Source organism: Gaiella sp., from assembly GCF_039915195.1.
In the GTDB taxonomy this organism is placed as follows: Bacteria; Actinomycetota; Thermoleophilia; order Gaiellales; family Gaiellaceae; genus Gaiella.
The window spans coordinates 18,641-36,343 of sequence record NZ_JBDSNT010000077.1; the positions used below are offsets into that span (position 1 = coordinate 18,641).

General features: G+C 67.1%; 23 protein-coding genes. 13 read left to right on the forward strand and 10 right to left on the reverse strand.

All coding sequences use genetic code 11. The features are described 5' to 3' along the window. Positions 1-99: 99 nt before the first annotated feature. From ABIR74_RS07945 to ABIR74_RS07960, 4 genes are all read left to right on the forward strand, one after another. Positions 100-1,785, forward strand: coding sequence for an ABC transporter substrate-binding protein (locus tag ABIR74_RS07945; protein WP_348176821.1), 1,686 nt, complete (start codon positions 100-102; stop codon positions 1,783-1,785). Positions 1,786-1,788: 3 nt separating this feature from the next. Next, positions 1,789-2,727, forward strand: coding sequence for a CehA/McbA family metallohydrolase (locus tag ABIR74_RS07950; protein WP_348176823.1), 939 nt, complete (start codon positions 1,789-1,791; stop codon positions 2,725-2,727). Beyond that, positions 2,679-3,167 (forward strand): HAD family hydrolase, encoded by a 489-nt coding sequence (locus ABIR74_RS07955; protein ID WP_348176825.1) that lies wholly within the window; start codon positions 2,679-2,681, stop codon positions 3,165-3,167. Before ABIR74_RS07950 ends, ABIR74_RS07955 begins: the two co-directional genes overlap by 49 nt. Positions 3,168-3,243: 76 nt before the next feature. After that, positions 3,244-3,798, forward strand: coding sequence for a cupin domain-containing protein (locus ABIR74_RS07960; RefSeq protein WP_348176827.1), 555 nt, complete (start codon positions 3,244-3,246; stop codon positions 3,796-3,798). A 116-nt stretch (positions 3,799-3,914) separates the two neighbouring features. On the opposite strand, the gene ABIR74_RS07965 is transcribed toward ABIR74_RS07960, so the two are convergent. Next, on the reverse strand, positions 3,915-4,400 hold the full coding sequence (locus ABIR74_RS07965; RefSeq protein ID WP_348176829.1) for an SRPBCC domain-containing protein: 486 nt from the start codon (positions 4,398-4,400) through the stop codon (positions 3,915-3,917). Next, complete coding sequence (locus ABIR74_RS07970; RefSeq protein ID WP_348176831.1) at positions 4,397-4,747, reverse strand: metalloregulator ArsR/SmtB family transcription factor; 351 nt, start codon at positions 4,745-4,747, stop codon at positions 4,397-4,399. The genes ABIR74_RS07965 and ABIR74_RS07970 overlap by 4 nt, the downstream gene beginning before the upstream one ends. Positions 4,748-4,893: 146 nt before the next feature. Here ABIR74_RS07970 and ABIR74_RS07975 point away from each other — a divergent pair, with 146 nt between their 5' ends. Then, the gene (locus ABIR74_RS07975) at positions 4,894-5,346 is read left to right on the forward strand and encodes a GFA family protein (RefSeq protein ID WP_348176833.1); all 453 of its coding nucleotides are present in this window, start codon (positions 4,894-4,896) and stop codon (positions 5,344-5,346) included. Between the two features lie 68 nt (positions 5,347-5,414). Here the strand turns inward: ABIR74_RS07975 and ABIR74_RS07980 are convergent, their stop codons facing one another. The 5 genes from ABIR74_RS07980 to ABIR74_RS08000 all read right to left on the reverse strand — a co-directional run bounded on the left by ABIR74_RS07980 (position 5,415) and on the right by ABIR74_RS08000 (position 9,580). Beyond that, complete coding sequence (locus ABIR74_RS07980; protein ID WP_348176835.1) at positions 5,415-6,578, reverse strand: acyl-CoA dehydrogenase family protein; 1,164 nt, start codon at positions 6,576-6,578, stop codon at positions 5,415-5,417. A 70-nt stretch (positions 6,579-6,648) separates the two neighbouring features. Next, positions 6,649-7,170 (reverse strand): dihydrofolate reductase family protein, encoded by a 522-nt coding sequence (locus tag ABIR74_RS07985; protein WP_348176837.1) that lies wholly within the window; start codon positions 7,168-7,170, stop codon positions 6,649-6,651. A 33-nt stretch (positions 7,171-7,203) separates the two neighbouring features. Beyond that, complete coding sequence (locus tag ABIR74_RS07990) at positions 7,204-8,376, reverse strand: NAD(P)/FAD-dependent oxidoreductase (protein ID WP_348176839.1); 1,173 nt, start codon at positions 8,374-8,376, stop codon at positions 7,204-7,206. 20 nt (positions 8,377-8,396) lie between these two features. Beyond that, positions 8,397-8,786 carry a thioesterase family protein gene (locus ABIR74_RS07995; protein ID WP_348176841.1) on the reverse strand — a complete coding sequence of 130 codons (390 nt, stop codon included), beginning with the start codon at positions 8,784-8,786 and terminating at the stop codon, positions 8,397-8,399. 182 nt (positions 8,787-8,968) lie between these two features. After that, positions 8,969-9,580 (reverse strand): TetR/AcrR family transcriptional regulator, encoded by a 612-nt coding sequence (locus ABIR74_RS08000; RefSeq protein WP_348176843.1) that lies wholly within the window; start codon positions 9,578-9,580, stop codon positions 8,969-8,971. Between the two features lie 60 nt (positions 9,581-9,640). On the opposite strand from ABIR74_RS08000, the gene ABIR74_RS08005 reads away from it, so the two are divergent. The 6 genes from ABIR74_RS08005 (at position 9,641) to ABIR74_RS08030 (ending at position 15,491) form a co-directional block, all read left to right on the forward strand. Continuing rightward, positions 9,641-10,759 carry an aromatic ring-hydroxylating dioxygenase subunit alpha gene (locus tag ABIR74_RS08005; RefSeq protein ID WP_348176845.1) on the forward strand — a complete coding sequence of 373 codons (1,119 nt, stop codon included), beginning with the start codon at positions 9,641-9,643 and terminating at the stop codon, positions 10,757-10,759. A gap of 62 nt (positions 10,760-10,821) precedes the next feature. Continuing rightward, on the forward strand, positions 10,822-11,181 hold the full coding sequence (locus tag ABIR74_RS08010; RefSeq protein ID WP_348176847.1) for an FCD domain-containing protein: 360 nt from the start codon (positions 10,822-10,824) through the stop codon (positions 11,179-11,181). A gap of 51 nt (positions 11,182-11,232) precedes the next feature. Beyond that, positions 11,233-12,468: a glucose-1-phosphate adenylyltransferase gene (gene glgC / locus ABIR74_RS08015; RefSeq protein WP_348176849.1), complete on the forward strand. Its 1,236-nt coding sequence runs from the start codon at positions 11,233-11,235 to the stop codon at positions 12,466-12,468. Further along, a complete protein-coding gene (glgA, locus tag ABIR74_RS08020) occupies positions 12,465-13,670 on the forward strand; it encodes a glycogen synthase (RefSeq protein WP_348176851.1) in 1,206 nt (401 codons plus the stop codon). The genes glgC and glgA overlap by 4 nt, the downstream gene beginning before the upstream one ends. A 38-nt stretch (positions 13,671-13,708) precedes the next feature. Then, the gene (locus ABIR74_RS08025; RefSeq protein WP_348176853.1) at positions 13,709-14,326 is read left to right on the forward strand and encodes an ankyrin repeat domain-containing protein; all 618 of its coding nucleotides are present in this window, start codon (positions 13,709-13,711) and stop codon (positions 14,324-14,326) included. 58 nt (positions 14,327-14,384) lie between these two features. Then, positions 14,385-15,491: an alcohol dehydrogenase catalytic domain-containing protein gene (locus ABIR74_RS08030; protein WP_348176855.1), complete on the forward strand. Its 1,107-nt coding sequence runs from the start codon at positions 14,385-14,387 to the stop codon at positions 15,489-15,491. Positions 15,492-15,533: 42 nt separating this feature from the next. Here the strand turns inward: ABIR74_RS08030 and ABIR74_RS08035 are convergent, their stop codons facing one another. Both ABIR74_RS08035 and ABIR74_RS08040 read right to left on the reverse strand, forming a co-directional pair. Next, positions 15,534-16,487 (reverse strand): PASTA domain-containing protein, encoded by a 954-nt coding sequence (locus ABIR74_RS08035; protein WP_348176857.1) that lies wholly within the window; start codon positions 16,485-16,487, stop codon positions 15,534-15,536. A gap of 204 nt (positions 16,488-16,691) precedes the next feature. After that, complete coding sequence (locus ABIR74_RS08040; RefSeq protein WP_348176859.1) at positions 16,692-16,829, reverse strand: hypothetical protein; 138 nt, start codon at positions 16,827-16,829, stop codon at positions 16,692-16,694. Here ABIR74_RS08040 and ABIR74_RS08045 point away from each other — a divergent pair. Beyond that, on the forward strand, positions 16,828-16,968 hold the full coding sequence (locus ABIR74_RS08045; protein WP_348176861.1) for a hypothetical protein: 141 nt from the start codon (positions 16,828-16,830) through the stop codon (positions 16,966-16,968). The two genes, ABIR74_RS08040 and ABIR74_RS08045, sit on opposite strands and share 2 nt — an antisense overlap. Before the next feature lie 18 nt (positions 16,969-16,986). Here ABIR74_RS08045 and ABIR74_RS08050 read toward each other — a convergent pair whose 3' ends face one another. Then, entirely contained in the window at positions 16,987-17,433 is a 447-nt protein-coding gene (locus ABIR74_RS08050; protein WP_348176863.1) for a MarR family winged helix-turn-helix transcriptional regulator, read from the reverse strand. An 80-nt stretch (positions 17,434-17,513) separates the two neighbouring features. Between ABIR74_RS08050 and ABIR74_RS08055 the strand changes: the two genes are divergently transcribed. Continuing rightward, the coding region (locus tag ABIR74_RS08055) for a hypothetical protein (RefSeq protein WP_348176865.1) at positions 17,514-17,703 on the forward strand (190 nt) is incomplete at its 3' end.

Sequence of the window (17,703 nt, forward strand, 5' to 3'; positions counted from 1 at the left end):
TTTCGGTCGCTCCACACGCTACGATCCTGACTCCATGGTCAATGCGCCCCTCGGCCGGTCGCGCGTGACCACCCCGACAGGACGAACCCAGGAGGACGCGTGCTTTCCCCACTCACCCGCCGCTTCCCGCTCCTCGCACTTGGACTCCTCGTGCTGCTCGCGTTGCCGGCGGTCGCCGCCTCCAGCCTGCGCAGCTCGCAGGCCGAGTCGAAGGTCATGCGGGTCGGGACGACGTACTACATCTCCTCCCTCAACCCTTTCGTCGGGATCGAGACCAACGACTCGTTGGCCCACACGATGGTCTACCCGCAGCTCGTCCAGTACGTGCCGGGGCCGAAGATCGGGAGCGACTGGGCGTCGAGCTGGAAGAGCAGCAACGGCGGCCTCACCTGGACGTTCCGACTCAAGAAGGGCAAGTGGTCTGACGGCGTGCCGCTCACTGCCGCCGATGCAGCATGGACGATCAACACCGTTCTCAAGTACAAGGACGGGCCGACCTCGTACGTCGCGAGCTCGTACGACGGCATCAAGAGTGCATCGGCATCGGGTTCGCAGACACTCGTGATCAGGTACAGCCGACCGATCGCCCCTGTGCTCTCGAACCTGTCGCAGATCTTCGTTCTTCCAAAACACGTCTGGTCGACGAAGCTCGGGCGCAACGGGAAGGGACTGAAGGAGTTCAAGCCGCAGGAGAGCCTGCCCAACGTCTCGGGTGGCCCCTACATCGTCACGCAATACGAGCAGAAGGGCACCACCGCCTTCAAGCCGAACCCCAACTTCTACGGCCCGAAGTCGAAGTCGGCCGGAGTGGCGTTCACCTACTACACGAACGCGACCTCGATGGTTGTGGACATGCGCCGGGGCAAGCTCGAGTACATCGACTCGCTCCCCTACGGCGCGGCGGACGCCGCGAACGGCAAGCCCGGGATCAAGGTTAATTTCGGCGCTGGCTCGCAGGTCACGAATCTCGGGTTCAACTCGAATCCGAAGAAGTCGAGGAACCGCGAGTTGCTCAAGCCACGCCTGAAGGAGGCGTTCGAGTACGCGATCCCGCGTCGCCAAATCGTCGATGTCATCTTCAGCGGCCACGCGAAGCCGTGGGCGAGCATCCTCTCACCGGCCTCGAGGGCGGAGGGCTGGCTCAACCCGGCGGTCAAGCCCCTTCCCTACAGTGTCGCGTTGGCGAACAGGATCCTCGACTCGCTGGGGTACAAGCGCGGTTCGGACGGGCTCAGGGTCGTTCCCGCCACGACCGGAAAGCTCGCGCAGCCGGCGCACGCGATGAGCTACAGCGTGATCGTGCCGAACGATCTCGACTTCAACGGCGATCGCCAGTTCGACATCCTCGCGACGGCCTTCAAGAAAATCGGCGTCAAGCTCAAACTGACGCCCGGCGGTGACGGAGCACAGGCGTTCGAGCTGATCACCGCCCCGGGCGGAAAGTACCTCAAGGCCGACATGTACACGTGGTACTGGCATCCGTACATCGATCCCTCGTTCAATCTCTCCGTGGTGACGAAGGCCGAGTGGTACAACAACAGCGACACGGGCTTCGACGATCCGCTCTACGACAGCTGGTGGAACAAGCAGGGCTCCCTGACGAATGTGAAGGATCGGCAGGCACTCGTCTGGAAGATGCAGGCCTACCTCGCGAGAAAACGTCCCTACATCCAGCTCGTCGTCTCGAACGCGATCAGCGCGCAGTCTCCCCGGTGGACGGGCTTCCAGCCGACACTGAGTGGTTCGTGCAAGTGCTACTTCACCTCTCCGCACCCGTCGCCCTGAGTGATGCCCGGCTCGCTCTTCCGTGAGGGCAGAGTGTGGCTGCGCTGCCAGTTCCACGCGCACACGACGAACTCGGACGGCGACCCGCTGCCGGCCGCTCTCTGCGACCACTACGCCGACCTCGGGTTCGACGTGCTTGCGATCACGGATCACTGGCATGTGACCGACGTCGAGCACGATCGCATCGTCGTCATCCCCTCGAGTGAGCTGACGGCCGATGCGCCGACGGCCCACGACGAGGCCGAGGTGCTCGCTCTCGGCGTCGGCGTCCTCCCGGAGTCGCTCGAGCCGTTCCCGGGCATCGAGGCCCTTGCGGCGTGGATCGTCGCCCGGGGCGGAGTCCCGTTCCTCTGTCATCCGTACTGGAGCGGACTCCGAGCCGAGGACGTGCTTGTCGCGCCGTCGCTCGCCGGGATCGAGATCTGGAACGGCGGCTCCGAGGTCATGCAGGGCAACGGTCTTTCGACGACGCAGTGGGACGACGTGCTCCAGCAGGGACGGATGGTGATGGGTCTCGCGACCGACGACTGCCACACGCCGGGCGAGGATAGCGGCCACGGTTGGACCTGGGTGCGCTCGCGGGAGCGTTCGGGGGCGGCCGTGATAGAGGCGCTCCGGAGCGGGCGGTTCTACGCCTCTGCCGGTCCGAAGATCCGCGACGTCGTGATCGACGAGACGTCGGTGGTCGTCCGCTCGTCGCCCGCGAGATCTGTGCGTCTCCGCTCGGGACCGTGGGATGGGTGCGCCGTCAACGCCGAGCTCGGGATGGGCAACTGGCGCGGGGAAGAGCGTGAGCGCGACGCCGACGGGCTGATCACGGTGGCCCGTTTCGATCTTCCGGAGTTCTGGCACTGGGCGCGCGTCGAGGTCGAGGACGAGCGCGGCCGCCGGGCGTGGAGCAACCCCTTCGAGCTACCCGGCGAACTCCCGGCCCGGGCCTGAGGCGCGCCCGGCTCGCGGGGCTGACGGAGGAGGCGATCGTCGGCGGGTGGCTCGGAGTCGACGGGCCGCTCCGCGGCTCGCTCATGGCCGAGCGAATTGCGGGCCTTCTAGTGCAGATCACCCCGATCGTTGCCGCCGATGACGTCCAGCACGGCAAGCCTCATCCCGAGGGCTACCTGCGGGCGCTTGCGCTGCTCGACCTCGACGTTGCCGAGGTGGTTGCGTTCGAGGATTCGGAGGCGGGCATCGCTGCGGCGAAGTCGGCCGGCGTTCGTTGCATCGCCGTTCGCGGCACGCTGGCGGACGATCTCGCCGACGCGATCGACGTTCCTCTCCTGCAACGGCTGCTAGCCCCCTGGGCAGACCCTACGATCGGCGCGATCGCGGAGTGCATCCCTCGACCGACTCGCGTCGACATCGCGCGACCGGATGAGGAATGATCGAGGGCACCCGGGGCAAAGCGCACCAACGGCGTGCTCTGGAGACGCTTCCGTGTCCAACACCGAGGAGGATGAAATGCCCGTCGAGGAAGCACTCTCGGAGGAGACCCCGTACGGTCGCTATGTCACGTCGGACGGCTGGTTCGTCCTCAACCTTGCGGATGCGCTCGCGGTGCGCAACGAGGAGAAGGGTGGTGGGGTGTACCCGCTCGAGCCGCGGGAGGCGCGGTTCCGGGACTTCGGCGTCAACGTGCGTGTGTTCTCACCGGGCGAGCCGAATGCGCTCTATCACGCGGAGACCGGGCAAGAGGGCTTTCTCGTGCTTTCGGGCGAGTGCACGCTGGTTGTCGAGGAGGAGGCACGGACGCTGAGGCAGTGGGACTACTTCCACTGCCCCTCCGAAACGCGCCACGTGATCGTCGGCGGTGACGTCGGCCCGTGCGTCGTCATCATGATCGGCGCCCGCCCCGAGGTCGAGGTGCTCCGCTACCCGGTGAGCGAGATCGCCGCGAAGTACGGCGCCTCCGTAGCGAAGGAGACCAGCGAGCCAGACGAGGCATATGCCGATTGGCCGGGAGAGTACCTGCCTGTGCGCCTTCCGTGGCCGCTCGGTTCCGATGCTTCCTCGTGACATCTGGACATTCGACAAAGACGAGCTCATCGCGCGCAAGGACAGCTTCTGGAAGATCCGCGACCGAAGCCGTGACCACCAGAGAGCGCGCGACAACAAACCGTCGCTCGCCTGCCTCAGACCAGGAGGGCATCGATCTGACCGATGGCGAGCGTGATGCCCTCTTCCATTCCCATCGCCAGAATCTGCTCCATCGCACCCAGGGTTGGGAACGTCGTCTCGATCGCCATGGTCGTACGGCCGTCCTCCGGCGTCGAGAGCGAGACGCGGGCGACGGTCGTCGGCAGGTCAGGGTTAGGGTCGCCGGCACCGTCGGCAAAGCCGTCCTCGAACTCCAGACGGTGTGGCGCCTCGACCGCGAGCACGCGCCACCAGCCTCGGTGCCTGTCGCCTTCTGGGCCTGTCATGACGTAGGTGACGCGTCCCCCGGGCGTGAGGTCGTGGTCGAGGACCGTCGCCGGATACGTCGGCGGGCCCCACCAGCGCTCGAGTTTCCGCGGGTCGGCCCATACGTTCCAGACCTCCTCGACCGGCGCGTCGAACTCGGCCGTGATGGCCATCGTCAGGGTGTCGGCGTCCTTGTGCACGTTCGCCACGCTCATCGTCGCGCTCCTTCGTCGGGCTTGGGCAGAATGGTCTCGATGCGGCCGATCCGGTCGCGCCATACGACCTCGATGCCGTCGAGAAGGTTGTGTGCTCGTCGGAGAGTTTCGGCGTTGGCGCGGACGAGTTGCTCCCGCCCGCGTCGCTCTTTGTCCACGAGCTCTGCCCGCTCCAGCACTGCCACGTGCTTCTGGATCGCCGCGAAGCTCATCGGGTAACGGCGGGCTAGTTCGGAGACGCTCTGCTCCTCGTGCAGAACGATCGCCACGATGTCCCGTCGTGTCGCGTCGGAAAGCGCGTGGAAGAGGCGGTCCGTACGTTCTCGATCCGCTTTATATACAACCATATGATTGTACGTTAGCAGCGACTGGAGAACCGGGCAACCGAGGCCAGCGTGGTCCCCTCGCGTTGACAGGGTCGTCGAACTATGACACTATTTGGTCGAATGACCAATAAGAAATGTGTCTTTCATCTACCTCTCGGAGGAGACCCATGAGCGCCGTACCAGAACCCGATCGCGCAGCAACCTACGAAGGACAGTGCTATTGCGGCTCCGTGAAGATCGCCGTCACGGGGGCGGCGGTCGGCGAGGGCTACTGCCACTGCACGTCATGTCGGAGCTGGTCGGCCGGCCCGGTCAACGCGTTCACGCTCTGGCCGACCGCCACGGTCGAGGTGACCGAGGGTGCCGACCTGATTGGCGAGTACAACCAGAACGAGCGCAGCTTCCGCCAGTGGTGCACGGCGTGCGGCGGCCACCTGCTGACCCGGCATCCGCTGTGGGACCTGACCGACGTCTACGCCGCCACGATTCCCTCGTACCCGTTCGCGCCCGGTGTGCACGTCAACTACGAGTCGGCGGTGCTGCCGATGAAGGACGGCCTGCCGAAGCTCAGGGACTTCCCGGCCGAGCTCGGCGGCTCCGGCGAAGCACTGCCCGAATAGCCACGGGGGTCAGGTCCTGCATTGCCACAGCGCCAATGCGTGATTGCAAGACCTGACCCCCGGCGCCGCTACTCCCAGCCGAGATACGGTGCGGCGCCGCGCTTCTGCAGGCCGCGGGCGATGATCAGCTTCTGGATCTCACTCGTGCCCTCCCAGATCCGATCGACTCGTACCTCACGAAAGAAACGCGCGGCAGCGTTCTCGTGCATGTAGCCGCGGCCGCCGTGGATTTGCACGGCGCGGTCGGCGACGCGTCCGGCCATTTCCGACGCGAACAGCTTCGCCATCGCGACCTTGCCGTGCACGACCTTGCGATCCTCGAGCGTGTCGAACGCGTGTGCCGCGTGGTAGGTCAACAGGCGCGCCGCGTGCAGCTCGGTCAACGAGTCCGCGAGCGGGAACGAGACGCCCTGATTCTCGATGATCGGCCCGCCGAACGCCTCGCGCTCCTGCGCCCAGCTCGACGCCTCTTCGAGGAGCCGCAACCCTGCGCCACAGCAGCGGGCTGCGATGAAGAGCCGCTCGACCAGGATCCACTCGCGTGAACCGGAGTCGCCGCCCGAGACCTGGTTCGCTGCCGGCACGCGGCAGTTCGTGAAGACGATCTCGGGGTGGTGGTCGAGGTACGGGTCGTGGAGGAACCGCGGCGTCTTCGTGATCTCCATGCCGGGAGTGCCGGGCTCGACGAGGAAGAGCAGCTGCTCGCCCTCGTGCACGGCGGCGACGAGGTAGATGCCCGCGTCGCCCTCGCTCGTGACGAACCACTTCTCGCCGTTGATGACCCAGTCATCGCCGTCGCGATCGGCCGTCGCCGCGAGGGCCGCAAGATCCGAGCCGGCGCCTGGCTCGGTGAGCGCCCACGCCTCGCGGTACTCGCCGCGCACGATCGGCATCACATACTTCTCGACCTGTGCGGGAGTGAGCAGCTCGAGGAGCTCGCGGGGCCCACGGTCGACGACCGTGAAACCGAGACCGTTCGTCGCCTTGCCGGACTCCTCCTCGAGCGCGACCTGCGCGAGCATCGAGAGATCGCGGCCGCCGAGTTCCTTCGGCATGTTGAGCATCGAGAAGCCGGCGACGCGCGCCTTCGCTCGCAGCGCATTGACCTCGTCGGGGTCGATCGCGTTTCGCTCGGCAATCTTCAGCTCGATGGGGTAGACCTCCGCCTCGATGAAGTCACCGATCTGGCGCTTCAGCTCGGCGACATCTGCGGGCAGCTCTGGGACGATCACGGACGAACCTCCAGGGTGTTTGACCGCATGGTCAGGAAAGGTGCCGGGGAGCATAGCCAGTCGGCCATCGTCATGCCCGAGAGTACGAGAGCGTGACCAGACCGTCCGGCCACGACTCGCACTCGTCGAGCCGGAACCGACGTACGGTCGAGCTCGGATGGAAGAGTGGCAACCCGCTGCCGAGAAGGATCGGGACGACCGTGATCGTGATGTCATCGATCAGATCCGCCTCCAGGAACGAACCGATCAGCCGTCCGCCGTCCACGTAGACGCGACCGAGGCCCTGTCGCTCCCACTCGCTCGCGGCTTCACCGGGCGTCGCCTGCCAGAACGTCACTCCGGTGCGCGGCTCGGGCGGTCGGTGGGTGAAGACGCACAAGGGTCGTCCATCGAACGGCAGCGGATCGAGCGCCGCGATGTGGTCGTAGGTCCCGCGTCCCATCGCAAGCGCGTCGACGTTCTGCATGAACGCCGCGTAGCCGTAGTCGTCCCCCGGGGTGGCGGCGTTGTGCAGCCACTCGAGGCCGCCGTCGCTCGCGGCGATGTACCCGTCGAGGCTCGTCGCGATGAAGACCGAGAGGCGAGGACGCACGAGGCGAGCGTAGACCAAACTCCCGCGAGGACGCTAATCGGCGTCGAGGATCTCCTGCGCCACGCGTCGTCCGCTCGCGAGCGCTCCGTCCATCAGCGCAGCGTTCCCGTCGCAGGTGTGCTCGCCACAGGCATGGAACGGGCCGGCCGGGGCCCAGGCGGAGGTCGATGGCCGCTCGCTCGAGTACGCGGCACGGACCCATGGATCGGCGTCCCAGTTCTTGAAGACCGCGTCGTCAGGAAGCAGGGCGAGGTCGGGGCGGAGCTGACCGAGCGACGCGAGCCAGGTGCCCGGCCCCTCGGTGACCTGAAGGCGCGCGAGCGCAGGCGCCGACCCCGCGAAGGCGTTGACGACGGGTTGCACCCCGTCCGCACCGGTCGCGGTCCAAGTCCAGTAGCGCTCAGGGACGGAGAGGACGGCGCTCGGCGGCGGCCGTTCCGCAAGGGGAACGAAGAGCTTGGCCGCGTTTCCGTAGCCGACGGCGGCGTACGCGGCGCGAAGCGAGCCCGGCAGCGGCGGGTCGAACTCGATCCCGTCCAGAACGCTGGCAGGGACGGCGAGCACCACCCTGTCCACGGGGGTTTCCGAACCGGCTGCGGTGACGATCACGGCGTCGCCGTTCCAGGAGATGCGATCGACGGGGCTCGAGAGGTGGATCGCCGAGCCGAGCTCGGCGGCGAGCGCGAGCGCAACTCGCTGGTTTCCGCCCGCGATGCTCGGGCAGATGTCGGCCGAGTGCGCAGCCAGACCCGAGAGGGCGGTCGCCTCGACGCGCTCCGCTGTCGCTGCAGACGAGACTTCGAGGCGCGACCGGATAGCCTCGGCCGCGCCGGGGTCGAGCGGCAGGCTGTCGAGCAGCTCCGCGGCGGATCTGCCGGGCTCGATGTCCTGGAGCGCCTCGTCGATCTCCGCGATCGCCTGTTGCATCGAGCCGGGTTCGACACCGATCCCGCCGCGCGGGTCCCGGTCGCCGTACAGCATGTCCTTGCCCCAGAGTTCGAGTCCGAAGCGATCGACGTACGAGAGGAGCGTGTTGTTGCCGGGCAGGATGAACTCGGCGCCCATCTCGACGACGGCACCGTTCTCGAGCTCACGCGACCAGACCCGGCCGCCGACACGATCCCGTGCTTCCAGCACGACGACGTCGACTCCGGCCGAAGCGAGTGCATCGGCGGCGGCGAGGCCGGCGAAGCCGGCGCCGACCATGGCGACCCTCGGCGCCACTATCAGCGATCGACTCCGAACGCCTCTCGCTCCGCCTCGGTCAGCGGGCGCGAACGTCCGGTGGCCTGGTCGCGCGCGACGATGACGGCCTCGGCCTCGGCCGCGAGCTCGCCATCGAGCGTCCGGATCACCTCGCGCAACGTGATGCTCGAGTTGCCGATCCGCTCGACGACGCACGTGACGACGACCAGATCATCGGTCTGCGTCAGCTCCCGTCGGTAGTCGATCGCGACGCGCGCAAGCACGTAGTCCCACGGATCACCAACGTCCTCGAGGACGTGGTCGATGAACTCGTCGCGGCACTCCTCGAGATACGTCGCGTAGACCGCATTGTTGACGTGCCGGTAGGCGTCGACGTCTCGCCAGCGGATCTCGATCTGCTTCTCGTGCACGGCCCCGATCGTACCGGGCTTGACTTCCAGGTCGGGACCGGCCTCGATTCACCTCCGGGTCCACCACGAAAGACGAAGCCGCATCAGCCGGCGTCTGCTCGTCGATGGAGCCGCGGGCGGAGCGTTCGGGATCCGGGAGATCGGGGCGATCGGCGTTCTCGCCGGTTGCAGGCGATGAAACGTCAGTCGCTGCGTGGCCCGTCGAGCTCGCGCTCGATCGCACTGATCAGCAGCTCGCCGACGCGCTCGGGATCGAGAAGCCCGAGGTAGAGCAGTGAGTCGAGCCCGTCGCCGATGGCTTCGAGGCGCCACGCCGCAGCGGTGGCATCGACGGCATCGGGAATGGATCCGTCGGCGCGACCCTTGTCGACCAGCTCGACGATACGGTCGATCGACGCGCGATAGGAGGATTCGACCAGAGGACGGAGCGTGTCGTCGGAACGAAGGCTGCTCCACACTTCGTTCCACAGCACCTTCTGTTCGCTGAAGGGGAGGTCCGGCTCGATGCCCGCGAGCAGAATCCGCTCGACTTTCTCGCGCCCCGTCCCGACACCGACGAGCGCGGCCTCGACCGCCGCGTGCCAGCGCTTCACCGAGAAAGCGAACGCGCTATGCATGAGCTCCTGTCGCGTCGAGAAGTAGTAGTGGACGAGCGCCTTCGAGACGCCCGCCTCCTGTGCGACACCGGCCATCCGCAATCCGTGTGACCCTTCGCGCACGATCACGCGGCATGCCGCCTCGAGGATTCCGGTCGTTCTCTCATTCGCGGCATGGATAGGTGGTGCCACAGTCATCGCTCCCGTATCTTGACCGAAACGCGCGGTGCCTGTATCCTGACTGACCGGACAGTCAACATGACGATATCAGCCGACTCCTCCACGCACGCGCCTCCGCCTCTCGAGCACCCCCTCGAGGACGGCTGGACGTTGCCTGCCACGTGGTATTCCAACGCGTCCGTCGCCGAGCGTGAGCGCGAGCTGATCTTTTCCCGCTCGTGGCAATACGCTGGACCGGCCGAGCACGTCTCGGAGCCGGGCTCGTTCGCCTCGACGCAGATCGGGCATATCCCGATCGTGATCACCCGTGCCCGGGACGGCGTCCTCCGCGCCTTCGTCAACGTCTGTCGGCACCGCGCCTATGTGATTGCGCGGGAGCACGGCTGTCGCGAGACGCTCCAGTGCCCGTACCACGCGTGGACGTACAACCTCGACGGCTCGCTCAAGAAAGTCCCGCGCTCCGAGCGCGAGAAGGACTTCGATCCGGACAACTTCAGCCTGTTGCCGGCGTCGGTCGACACGTGGGGCCCGTTCCTCTTCGTCAACCCTGATCCCGACGCCGCGCCGCTCCAGGAGACGCTCGGAGAGCTCCCGAACATCGTCGCCGGCAGCGGCCTCGATTTCGAGCAGCTCGAGTTCCACTCCCATGGTGAGTGGCCGATCGAGGCGAACTGGAAGGTCGCCCTCGAGAACTACCTCGAGTGCTACCACTGCCCTGCCGCGCACCCGGGCTTCAGCAAGGTGATCAACGTCGATCCCGATGCGTACGCGCTGTCGGTCTCACCGACGTTCTCGAGCCAGATCGGCCCCGTGCGGGCAGCGGCACTGAACGGCACGAACGGAGCGCCGTACGTCCCCACCGGCGAGATCGCGAACTCCCAGTACCACTACCTCTGGCCTGCGACGACGATCAACATCGTCCCGGGGCCGCAGAACATCTCGATCGAGCGCTGGATCCCCGACGGCACCGGCAAGACGGTCGAGGTGACGGACTACTGGTTCGGCCGGGATGTCCCGCGCGAGATCGTCGACGAGGTGCTCGCGTTCGACAAGCAGGTCGGCCAGGAGGACGTCGACCTCGTCGTCACGGTGCAGGCGGGACTCGACTCCGGCACCGTGCCGCAGGGCCGGATCATGCGCGAGAGCGAACAGCTGATCGCGGACTTCCAGCGCCGCGTGTACGACGCGATCGCCTGAAGCCCGCCGCGTTCGCCTGACGTGAACGTCGCGGCCCTGCACTGCGCCGGTTCGACTGGACGATGTTCCTCTCGACGTTCCTGAAGTACGCCGAGTTCTCCATGCGCTGGCACGAGCGACGTGACGCGTTCCCGCAGTGGAGCGAGCGCGACACGATGCTCCATCTCGTCATCGCGGACGCCTCGGGCTCGCCACGGTTGGTGAGCGAGATCGGCCGGATCAGGAGTGAGGTGTTCAGGATCTCGCATCTTGTCCCTGTGCCTGCCGGAGCGCGCGAGCTCGCCGACCGGGAGCACCGCACCCTGATTCGGGCGATTGCGAAGCATCGGCCCGATGCTGCACGCTTCGCCATGGTGCGCCATGTCGAGTCGACCCGGGCGCTCTGGCTCGGGCTCGGACGGATCGCCTCGAGCGGGGAGTAGGCCTGACAGGTCCCGACAAAGGACTCCTCCGAACCACTATACGCTGCGGGAATGCGCAACTCGCGGGTCTTCGCAATCGTTCTGGCGGGAGGTGAGGGGAAGCGCCTCGCGCCGCTGACGGCGGATCGTGCGAAGCCGGCTGTGCCCTTCGGCGGCAACTACCGGTTGATCGACTTCGCGCTCTCCAATCTCGTCAACGCGGGCCAGCTCAGGATCGGCGTGCTGACCCAGTACAAGAGCCACAGCCTCGACCGCCACATCACGACGACGTGGCGTCTGTCGCCGCTTCTCGGGAACTACGTCACACCGGTTCCGGCCCAGATGCGTCGCGGGCCGCGATGGTTCGCAGGCTCCGCTGACGCGATCTACCAGAACCTCAACCTCATCTACGACGAGCGCCCGGAGGTCATCTGTGTCTTCGGGGCGGACCACATCTACCGGATGGATCCCCGTCAGATGATCGAGCAGCACATCGCGCTCGGCGCCGGCCTCACGGTCGCAGGCATCCGTATCCCGATCGAAAGTGCCGGCGAGTTCGGCGTGATCGAGACCGACGCCGACTCGCGCACGATCCGCGCCTTCCGTGAGAAGCCGAAGAGCCCTGTGGGAATGGCGGAGTCGCCAGGGGAGGTGCTGGCGTCGATGGGAAATTACGTCTTCTCGGCTGACGTCCTGATCGACGCGGTCACGCGCGATGCTGCCGACGAGACGTCGGCCCACGATCTCGGAGGCAACATCATCCCCGAACTCGTCGCGCGCGGCGAGGCGTGCGTATGGGACTTCGCGAACAGCAAGATCGTCGGTGCAAGCGATCGCGACCTTGCGTACTGGCGCGACGTCGGGACGCTCGACGCCTACTACGACGCGCACATGGATCTGATCTCGGTCGATCCGATGTTCAACCTGTACAACGAGGACTGGCCGATCCTCACGTGGCCGGAGCAGCTGCCGCCCGCCAAGTTCGTGTTCGAGGAGGCTGGCCGAACAGGCTCCGCGATGAACTCGATGGTCTGCGCCGGCGTTGTCGTCTCCGGCGGCACGGTGCGCCGATCGATCCTGTCGCCGGGCGTGCACGTCCACTCGCACGCGCTCGTCGAAGGCTCGGTGCTGATGCACGACGTCGATGTCGGTCGCGGGGCGATCGTCAGGAACGCGATCGTGGACAAGAACGCGCGGATCGCACCGGGCGCAAGGATCGGCGTCGACCCGGAGGAGGACAGGGGGCGTTTCGCGATGTCGGCTAACGGGATCGCCGTCGTCAAAAAGGGCGCCGTCGTCGAGGCATGAGGGTCGCGCTTCTCACGCGCGAGTACCCGCCGGAGGTTTACGGGGGCGCCGGTGTGCATGTGGAGTACCTGGCGCGCGAGCTCGCTCGCGTTGCCGACGTGACGGTGCATTGCTGGGGCGCGGAGCGGTCGGCCGTTCCCGGTGGCCCTGCGGTTGCCGCCTATCGCCCCTGGGATGCGCTCGCGGGGACGGATCCCTCGGCCGCTGCCCTGCAGGCGTTCTCGATCGACCTGAGCATGGCCGCGGGTGTCGCCGGCGCAGACCTCGTGCACAGCCACACCTGGTACGCGAACCTCGGCGGTCACCTCGCGAAGCTCGTCCACGGTGTTCCCCACGTCGCAACGGTGCACAGCCTCGAGCCGATGCGCCCCTGGAAGCGCGAGCAACTCGGCGGCGGGTACGAGCTCTCGAGCTTCGCCGAGCGAACGGCGCTCGAGTCGGCCGATGCGATCATCGCCGTTTCCACCGCACACCTCGAGGAGATCCTTGCCTGCTATCCCGCGATCGACCCCGCACGCACGAGCGTGATCTACAACGGCATCGACTCGAACGAGTACCGGCCCGACGGTGCGACAGACGTCCTCGAGCGCCACGGGATCGACCCGGCTCGTCCGACAGTCCTCTTCGTCGGCAGGATCACCCGGCAGAAGGGGCTGATCCACCTGCTCGACGCTGCGGCCGCGATCGATCCGGAGGCGCAGCTCGTCCTCTGTGCCGGGGCGCCCGACACACCGGAGATCGCGGCAGAGATCGCAATGAGGCTGGAGGGCGTGCGCTCCGCGCGCAGCGGCGTCGTCTGGATCGAGCAGATGCTGCCAAAGCCCGACGTGATCCAGCTGCTCACCCATGCGACGGTCTTCGCCTGTCCCTCGATCTACGAGCCGATGGGGATCGTCAACCTCGAGGCGATGGCCTGCGAGACCGCGGTCGTCGCGACCGCGGTTGGCGGCATCCCCGAGGTCGTCGAGGACGGTGTCACGGGGTTGCTCGTCTCGTACGAGGCGGAGGAGGGCGGTACTGGGACGCCCGTTGACCCGGCCCGTATGGCGGCCGACCTTGCGGCCCGGATCAACGAGTTACTCGCCGACCGAGCGCGTGCAACCGCGCTCGGCCTCGCGGGTCGTGTCCGTGCCATTGAGCACTTCGGCTGGGATGTCGCTGCCCGGAGGACGCTCGGTCTTTACGAACGGCTAGTCCCCTGATCGCGCGCGCACCCGTTGGCATCGCTCTTCTCCTCCTGTTGGTTGTTGTCGCGTGCGCCGACGAGTCCGAGCAGGTCCCTGCCGGAAAGCTCGTCGAGGCCGCCGCCCGCGGTAACGCTGCGGCCGTCTCGGCCCTTCTCGCTCGGGGCGCGGACGTCGATGAGAGAGACGATGGCGGCCGCACCGCGGTCACGGCGGCGGCGTACGCCGGAAGCGCCGCGACCGTAAGGCTCCTCGTCGGCGCAGGTGCCGACGTCGACATCCTCGATGGCACACGGTCGAACGCGTTCCTCGCGCTCGGCGAGACAGGCGATGTGTCCGTGCTCGAGGAGGTTCTCCCGGGTGAGCCAGATGTGACGCTTACGAACCGTTTCGGCGGTACCGCCCTGATCCCGGCCGCCGAGCGCGGGCACGTCTCGATGGTGCGGGCGCTTCTCGAGAAGACCGACGTGGACGTCGATCACGTCAACGATCTCGGCTGGACTGCCCTGCTCGAGGCGGTCGTGCTCGGGAGCGGTGGGCCCGAGCACCAGGAGATCGTGCGTCTACTCATCGAGGCTGGCGCCGACCGGTCGATCGCGGACAACGCGGGCGTTACCGCCCTCGAGCACGCCCGCGCGAATGGCTACACGGCGATCGCCGCGATCCTCGACTGACCGGCCCGCGCCGGGTTCCGCCGAGCAACTCACCGAGGGGCATCACTATGCTCCTGCCATGAGGATTCGCGCAGCAGTTCTCGAGGAATTCGGTAGCCCGCTCGTCGTTCAGGAGGTCGATCTCGCCGATCCACGAGCGGGCGAGGTTCTCGTGCGGCTCGCCGCCTGCGGCGTCTGTCACACGGATCTCTACACGGCATCCGGCGCCGACCCGACGGGGTATGCGCCCTGCGTGCTCGGCCACGAGGGGGCCGGCGTCGTCGAGCGCGTCGGCGGCGACGTGACGCTCGTTGCGCCCGGTGACCACGTGATCACGCTCTTCGCTCCGGAGTGCGGGACGTGCGTCCACTGCCTCAGTGGCCGCACTAATCGGTGCATTGCGATCCGCGACCAACAGGGCCTCGGGTACCTGCCCGACGGCACGGTGCGCCTCTCGCGCGGCGGCGAACCGCTGCGCCATTTCATGGGTACGTCGACCTTCGCCGAGTACACCGTGATGCCGGAGATCGCGCTTGCCAGGGTCAGTCGCGAGGCGCCGCTCGACGGTTGCGCTCCGTTCGCCTGCGGCCTCTCCACCGGGATCGGGGCCGCGCTGTACACGGCGCAGGTCGCGCGCGGCTCCACCTGCGTCGTCTTCGGTGCTGGGCTCGTTGGTCTCGGCGCCGTGATCGGCTGCCGACTCGCGGGAGCGGAGCGGATCGTCGCCGTCGATCTCTCCGAGGATCGACTCGCGCAAGCGCGGCACCACGGGGCCACCGAGACCCGGGTCGCCGCCACCGACACGGTCGACTGGATCAAGTCGGAGACGGGCGGCTTCGGCGCCGACTACACGTTCGAGGCGACCGGTCTCGTCTCGGTGATGCGCGAGGCGGTCGAGGCGGCGCGGGAGGCGTGGGGGCTCGCGACGATGTGCGGCGTTGCGGGCAAAGGGGAGGTGCTCGAGGTCGTGCCGCGCTTCCTGATCACCGGCAGACGCGTCACCGGCTCGTCGTTCGGAGGCGTGAAGGGTCGCACGCAGGTGCCGCTACTCGTCGACCGTTGGCTCGCCGGCGAGATCGACGTCGAGTCATTGCTTTCCCACCGGATCACCCTCGACGAGGTGAATCACGGCTTCGAGTTGATGCACAACCAGGACGGCATCCGGAGCGTCATCACGTTCGGGTAGTCACCTGGCTGTTCGCTCGAGCATCACCCGGATCGCGTGGGGCTACGGTCCGGTTGACACGTTGAGCCTCACGGCCTCACCCCGGCGGATCTGGCCGCTTGTCGGGTTCTGGGCCACGACCGTGCCGTCCGGTTCGTCCGAGGGCACGTCGACGATGTTCGCTTTCAATCCGAGTTGCGCGAGTTCCGACTCCGCGGCCGAGCGCTGCTGGCCTGTCAAATCGGGGACGCTGACGAGCGCTGTCCCCTTCGAAACGTTGATCCGCGCGGCACTGCCCTTCGCTGCCTGCCCCCCTGCGGACGGGCTCTGCGCGACGACGTTGCCCTCGGCCTCATCGGAGAAGACCTTGACCACCGTGACGGTGAATCCCGCCTCGGCAAGACGATCGCGGGCCTCTGCCTCGGTCACACCGACCGCGTTCGGGATAGCCACCGTTTCGGGGCCCTTCGAGACGAGCACGAGCACGGTGCTGCCTTCGTCGGCACTCGAGCCCGAAGACGGGCGCTGCTCGAACACGATCCCCTGATCCTCCGGGTTGGGCTGACTCGAGATGTCGGACTTGAATCCCTCGTCCTGGAGCTTCTGCACGGCCTGGTCGAGTGAGAGGCCGACCACGGCTGGGACGTCGTTCTGGGTGTCGCGGGAGAAGTACCAGGCGGCGGCGATCGCAGCCAGAGCGAGGAGCAGGATCACGAGGAGTGCGGGACCAAGATTCGCGCGACGTCGTTCGGTCGCAGGCTGCTCCACCCGGTCGAGCGTTCGCTCGACGGTGCCATCGGCGAGGACCTGCACCTGCTCGGTCTCGGAGACGACGGCAGGCATGACAACGTCGGCGTCGACGGCGAGGGGAAGAGGGGCGAGCGGATCGACCGGAGGTCGGTCGACAGGGACGCCGGTCGATTCCGTGACGACCTCTGTCGTCTCTGTGACCTCGGTGAACTCAACGTCGGCATCTGGATCGATGGCCGGTTGGTCGTCGCTGCGCTCGTCGCTCATTGGTGGGGTACCTCCTGCGGGATGTCTGGACGAGTCTGGCATGCCCGGATTGCTCCGCTTCTAAACCTCTTCGTCGGTCGGGCTCCCGAGCTCAGCTCAGTTGCGGAGCCGATCCGACCGGGGCAGCCCGGGCCGGCGGCGACGGCAGGCAGAGCCCGCGAGCACTGCATCGTTAGCGCCCCTCCCGGGGGCGCGGGCAACCGTTCAGCCGACAGCGAGAAGGAAGAACGAAGAGAGCACGACGAACACGTTGCGCAGCGGCTTGACGAGGCGAGCGAACACGCAGTCTCCTTGCTCGAGTAGGTCGGGCTCCTTCGAGCCACGGTAGCATCGGGGCTCCATGCCGGAGACCCTCGAGGAGCTGTTCTCCCGCGCGATCGGGAGCTTCGCGGCGACCTGGGATGACATCCTGCCGCAGACACCCGAGCCCATCTGGCGGGCGAATATCGCCGCCGTGGTTGCCGTACTCGAGCGTGACTGATTCCGGCGACGGGAGCCCTCACCCTTTCGCCTGATCGTCCTGACCGGCGACGGCACTCATCGCCTCGTTGAGCACGTCGAGAACTGCTTCGACCTCGTGTAGTGGCCGCGGGAGTTGTCGCTCGAGTTCGAGATAGGCAGCGTGCAGCGCATCGCCTGCCGCCCTCGTCACTTCGATCCCGCGTGGAGTGGGCACGAGGAGGTACGAGCGGCCGTCGTCCGGGTTCCGCACACGTCGTACGAGCCCTCGATCGACGAGCCGCTGGATGTTGTCCCGCAACGTCGTCGGAGGCATCCCGGATGCAGCCGATACCCGTGAGGGGCTTACGGGTTCCAGGTCGCGAATGTGGGTCAGTACCGCGAGCAGATAGGCCGGGATGCCGATCGGCTCCAGCTTCGCACCGACGATGCGTCCGACGAGCTGTGATGTCGTTCCGGCCTTGAGGAAGAGCTGTCTGTTCGCCATACCTGTCCGATCGTGCGCATTCATTCGAGCGTCTGGTGTAGTATTTACTGCGTCTACGCACTATTTACCAGGAGGGTCGGATGAAGCGGTTGCTGGTCGGTGTCGGGGTGCTCGTCGCTCTCGCGGCCCTCGGGGGCGAGGCTGGTGGAACGCGCACTGCGACTGGGTCGTGGATCGGGACCTACTCGCTCGGCGGGCCGGGCCAGTTCTCGCTGGCGGTCAGCGGCAAGCGCGCCTTCGTCGCGCTCGGTGTCGGGCACGCGGATCTGC

Excerpts from the sequence above, each read along its gene's own strand:
- ABIR74_RS07960 (WP_348176827.1), top strand. The coding sequence starts at position 3,244 with ATGCCCGTCGAGGAAGCACTCTCGGAGGAGACCCCGTACGGTCGCTAT.
- ABIR74_RS07965 (WP_348176829.1), bottom strand. The coding sequence starts at position 4,400 with ATGAGCGTGGCGAACGTGCACAAGGACGCCGACACCCTGACGATGGCC.
- ABIR74_RS07990 (WP_348176839.1), bottom strand. The coding sequence starts at position 8,376 with ATGGTCGGCGCCGGCTTCGCCGGCCTCGCCGCCGCCGATGCACTCGCT.
- ABIR74_RS07950 (WP_348176823.1), top strand. The coding sequence starts at position 1,789 with ATGCCCGGCTCGCTCTTCCGTGAGGGCAGAGTGTGGCTGCGCTGCCAG.
- glgA (WP_348176851.1), top strand. The coding sequence starts at position 12,465 with ATGAGGGTCGCGCTTCTCACGCGCGAGTACCCGCCGGAGGTTTACGGG.
- ABIR74_RS08050 (WP_348176863.1), bottom strand. The coding sequence starts at position 17,433 with ATGGCGAACAGACAGCTCTTCCTCAAGGCCGGAACGACATCACAGCTC.
- ABIR74_RS08010 (WP_348176847.1), top strand. The coding sequence starts at position 10,822 with ATGTTCCTCTCGACGTTCCTGAAGTACGCCGAGTTCTCCATGCGCTGG.
- ABIR74_RS08035 (WP_348176857.1), bottom strand. The coding sequence starts at position 16,487 with ATGAGCGACGAGCGCAGCGACGACCAACCGGCCATCGATCCAGATGCC.
- ABIR74_RS08000 (WP_348176843.1), bottom strand. The coding sequence starts at position 9,580 with ATGACTGTGGCACCACCTATCCATGCCGCGAATGAGAGAACGACCGGA.
- glgC (WP_348176849.1), top strand. The coding sequence starts at position 11,233 with ATGCGCAACTCGCGGGTCTTCGCAATCGTTCTGGCGGGAGGTGAGGGG.
- ABIR74_RS07970 (WP_348176831.1), bottom strand. The coding sequence starts at position 4,747 with ATGGTTGTATATAAAGCGGATCGAGAACGTACGGACCGCCTCTTCCAC.
- ABIR74_RS08030 (WP_348176855.1), top strand. The coding sequence starts at position 14,385 with ATGAGGATTCGCGCAGCAGTTCTCGAGGAATTCGGTAGCCCGCTCGTC.
- ABIR74_RS08045 (WP_348176861.1), top strand. The coding sequence starts at position 16,828 with ATGCCGGAGACCCTCGAGGAGCTGTTCTCCCGCGCGATCGGGAGCTTC.
- ABIR74_RS08040 (WP_348176859.1), bottom strand. The coding sequence starts at position 16,829 with ATGGAGCCCCGATGCTACCGTGGCTCGAAGGAGCCCGACCTACTCGAG.
- ABIR74_RS08005 (WP_348176845.1), top strand. The coding sequence starts at position 9,641 with ATGACGATATCAGCCGACTCCTCCACGCACGCGCCTCCGCCTCTCGAG.
- ABIR74_RS07975 (WP_348176833.1), top strand. The coding sequence starts at position 4,894 with ATGAGCGCCGTACCAGAACCCGATCGCGCAGCAACCTACGAAGGACAG.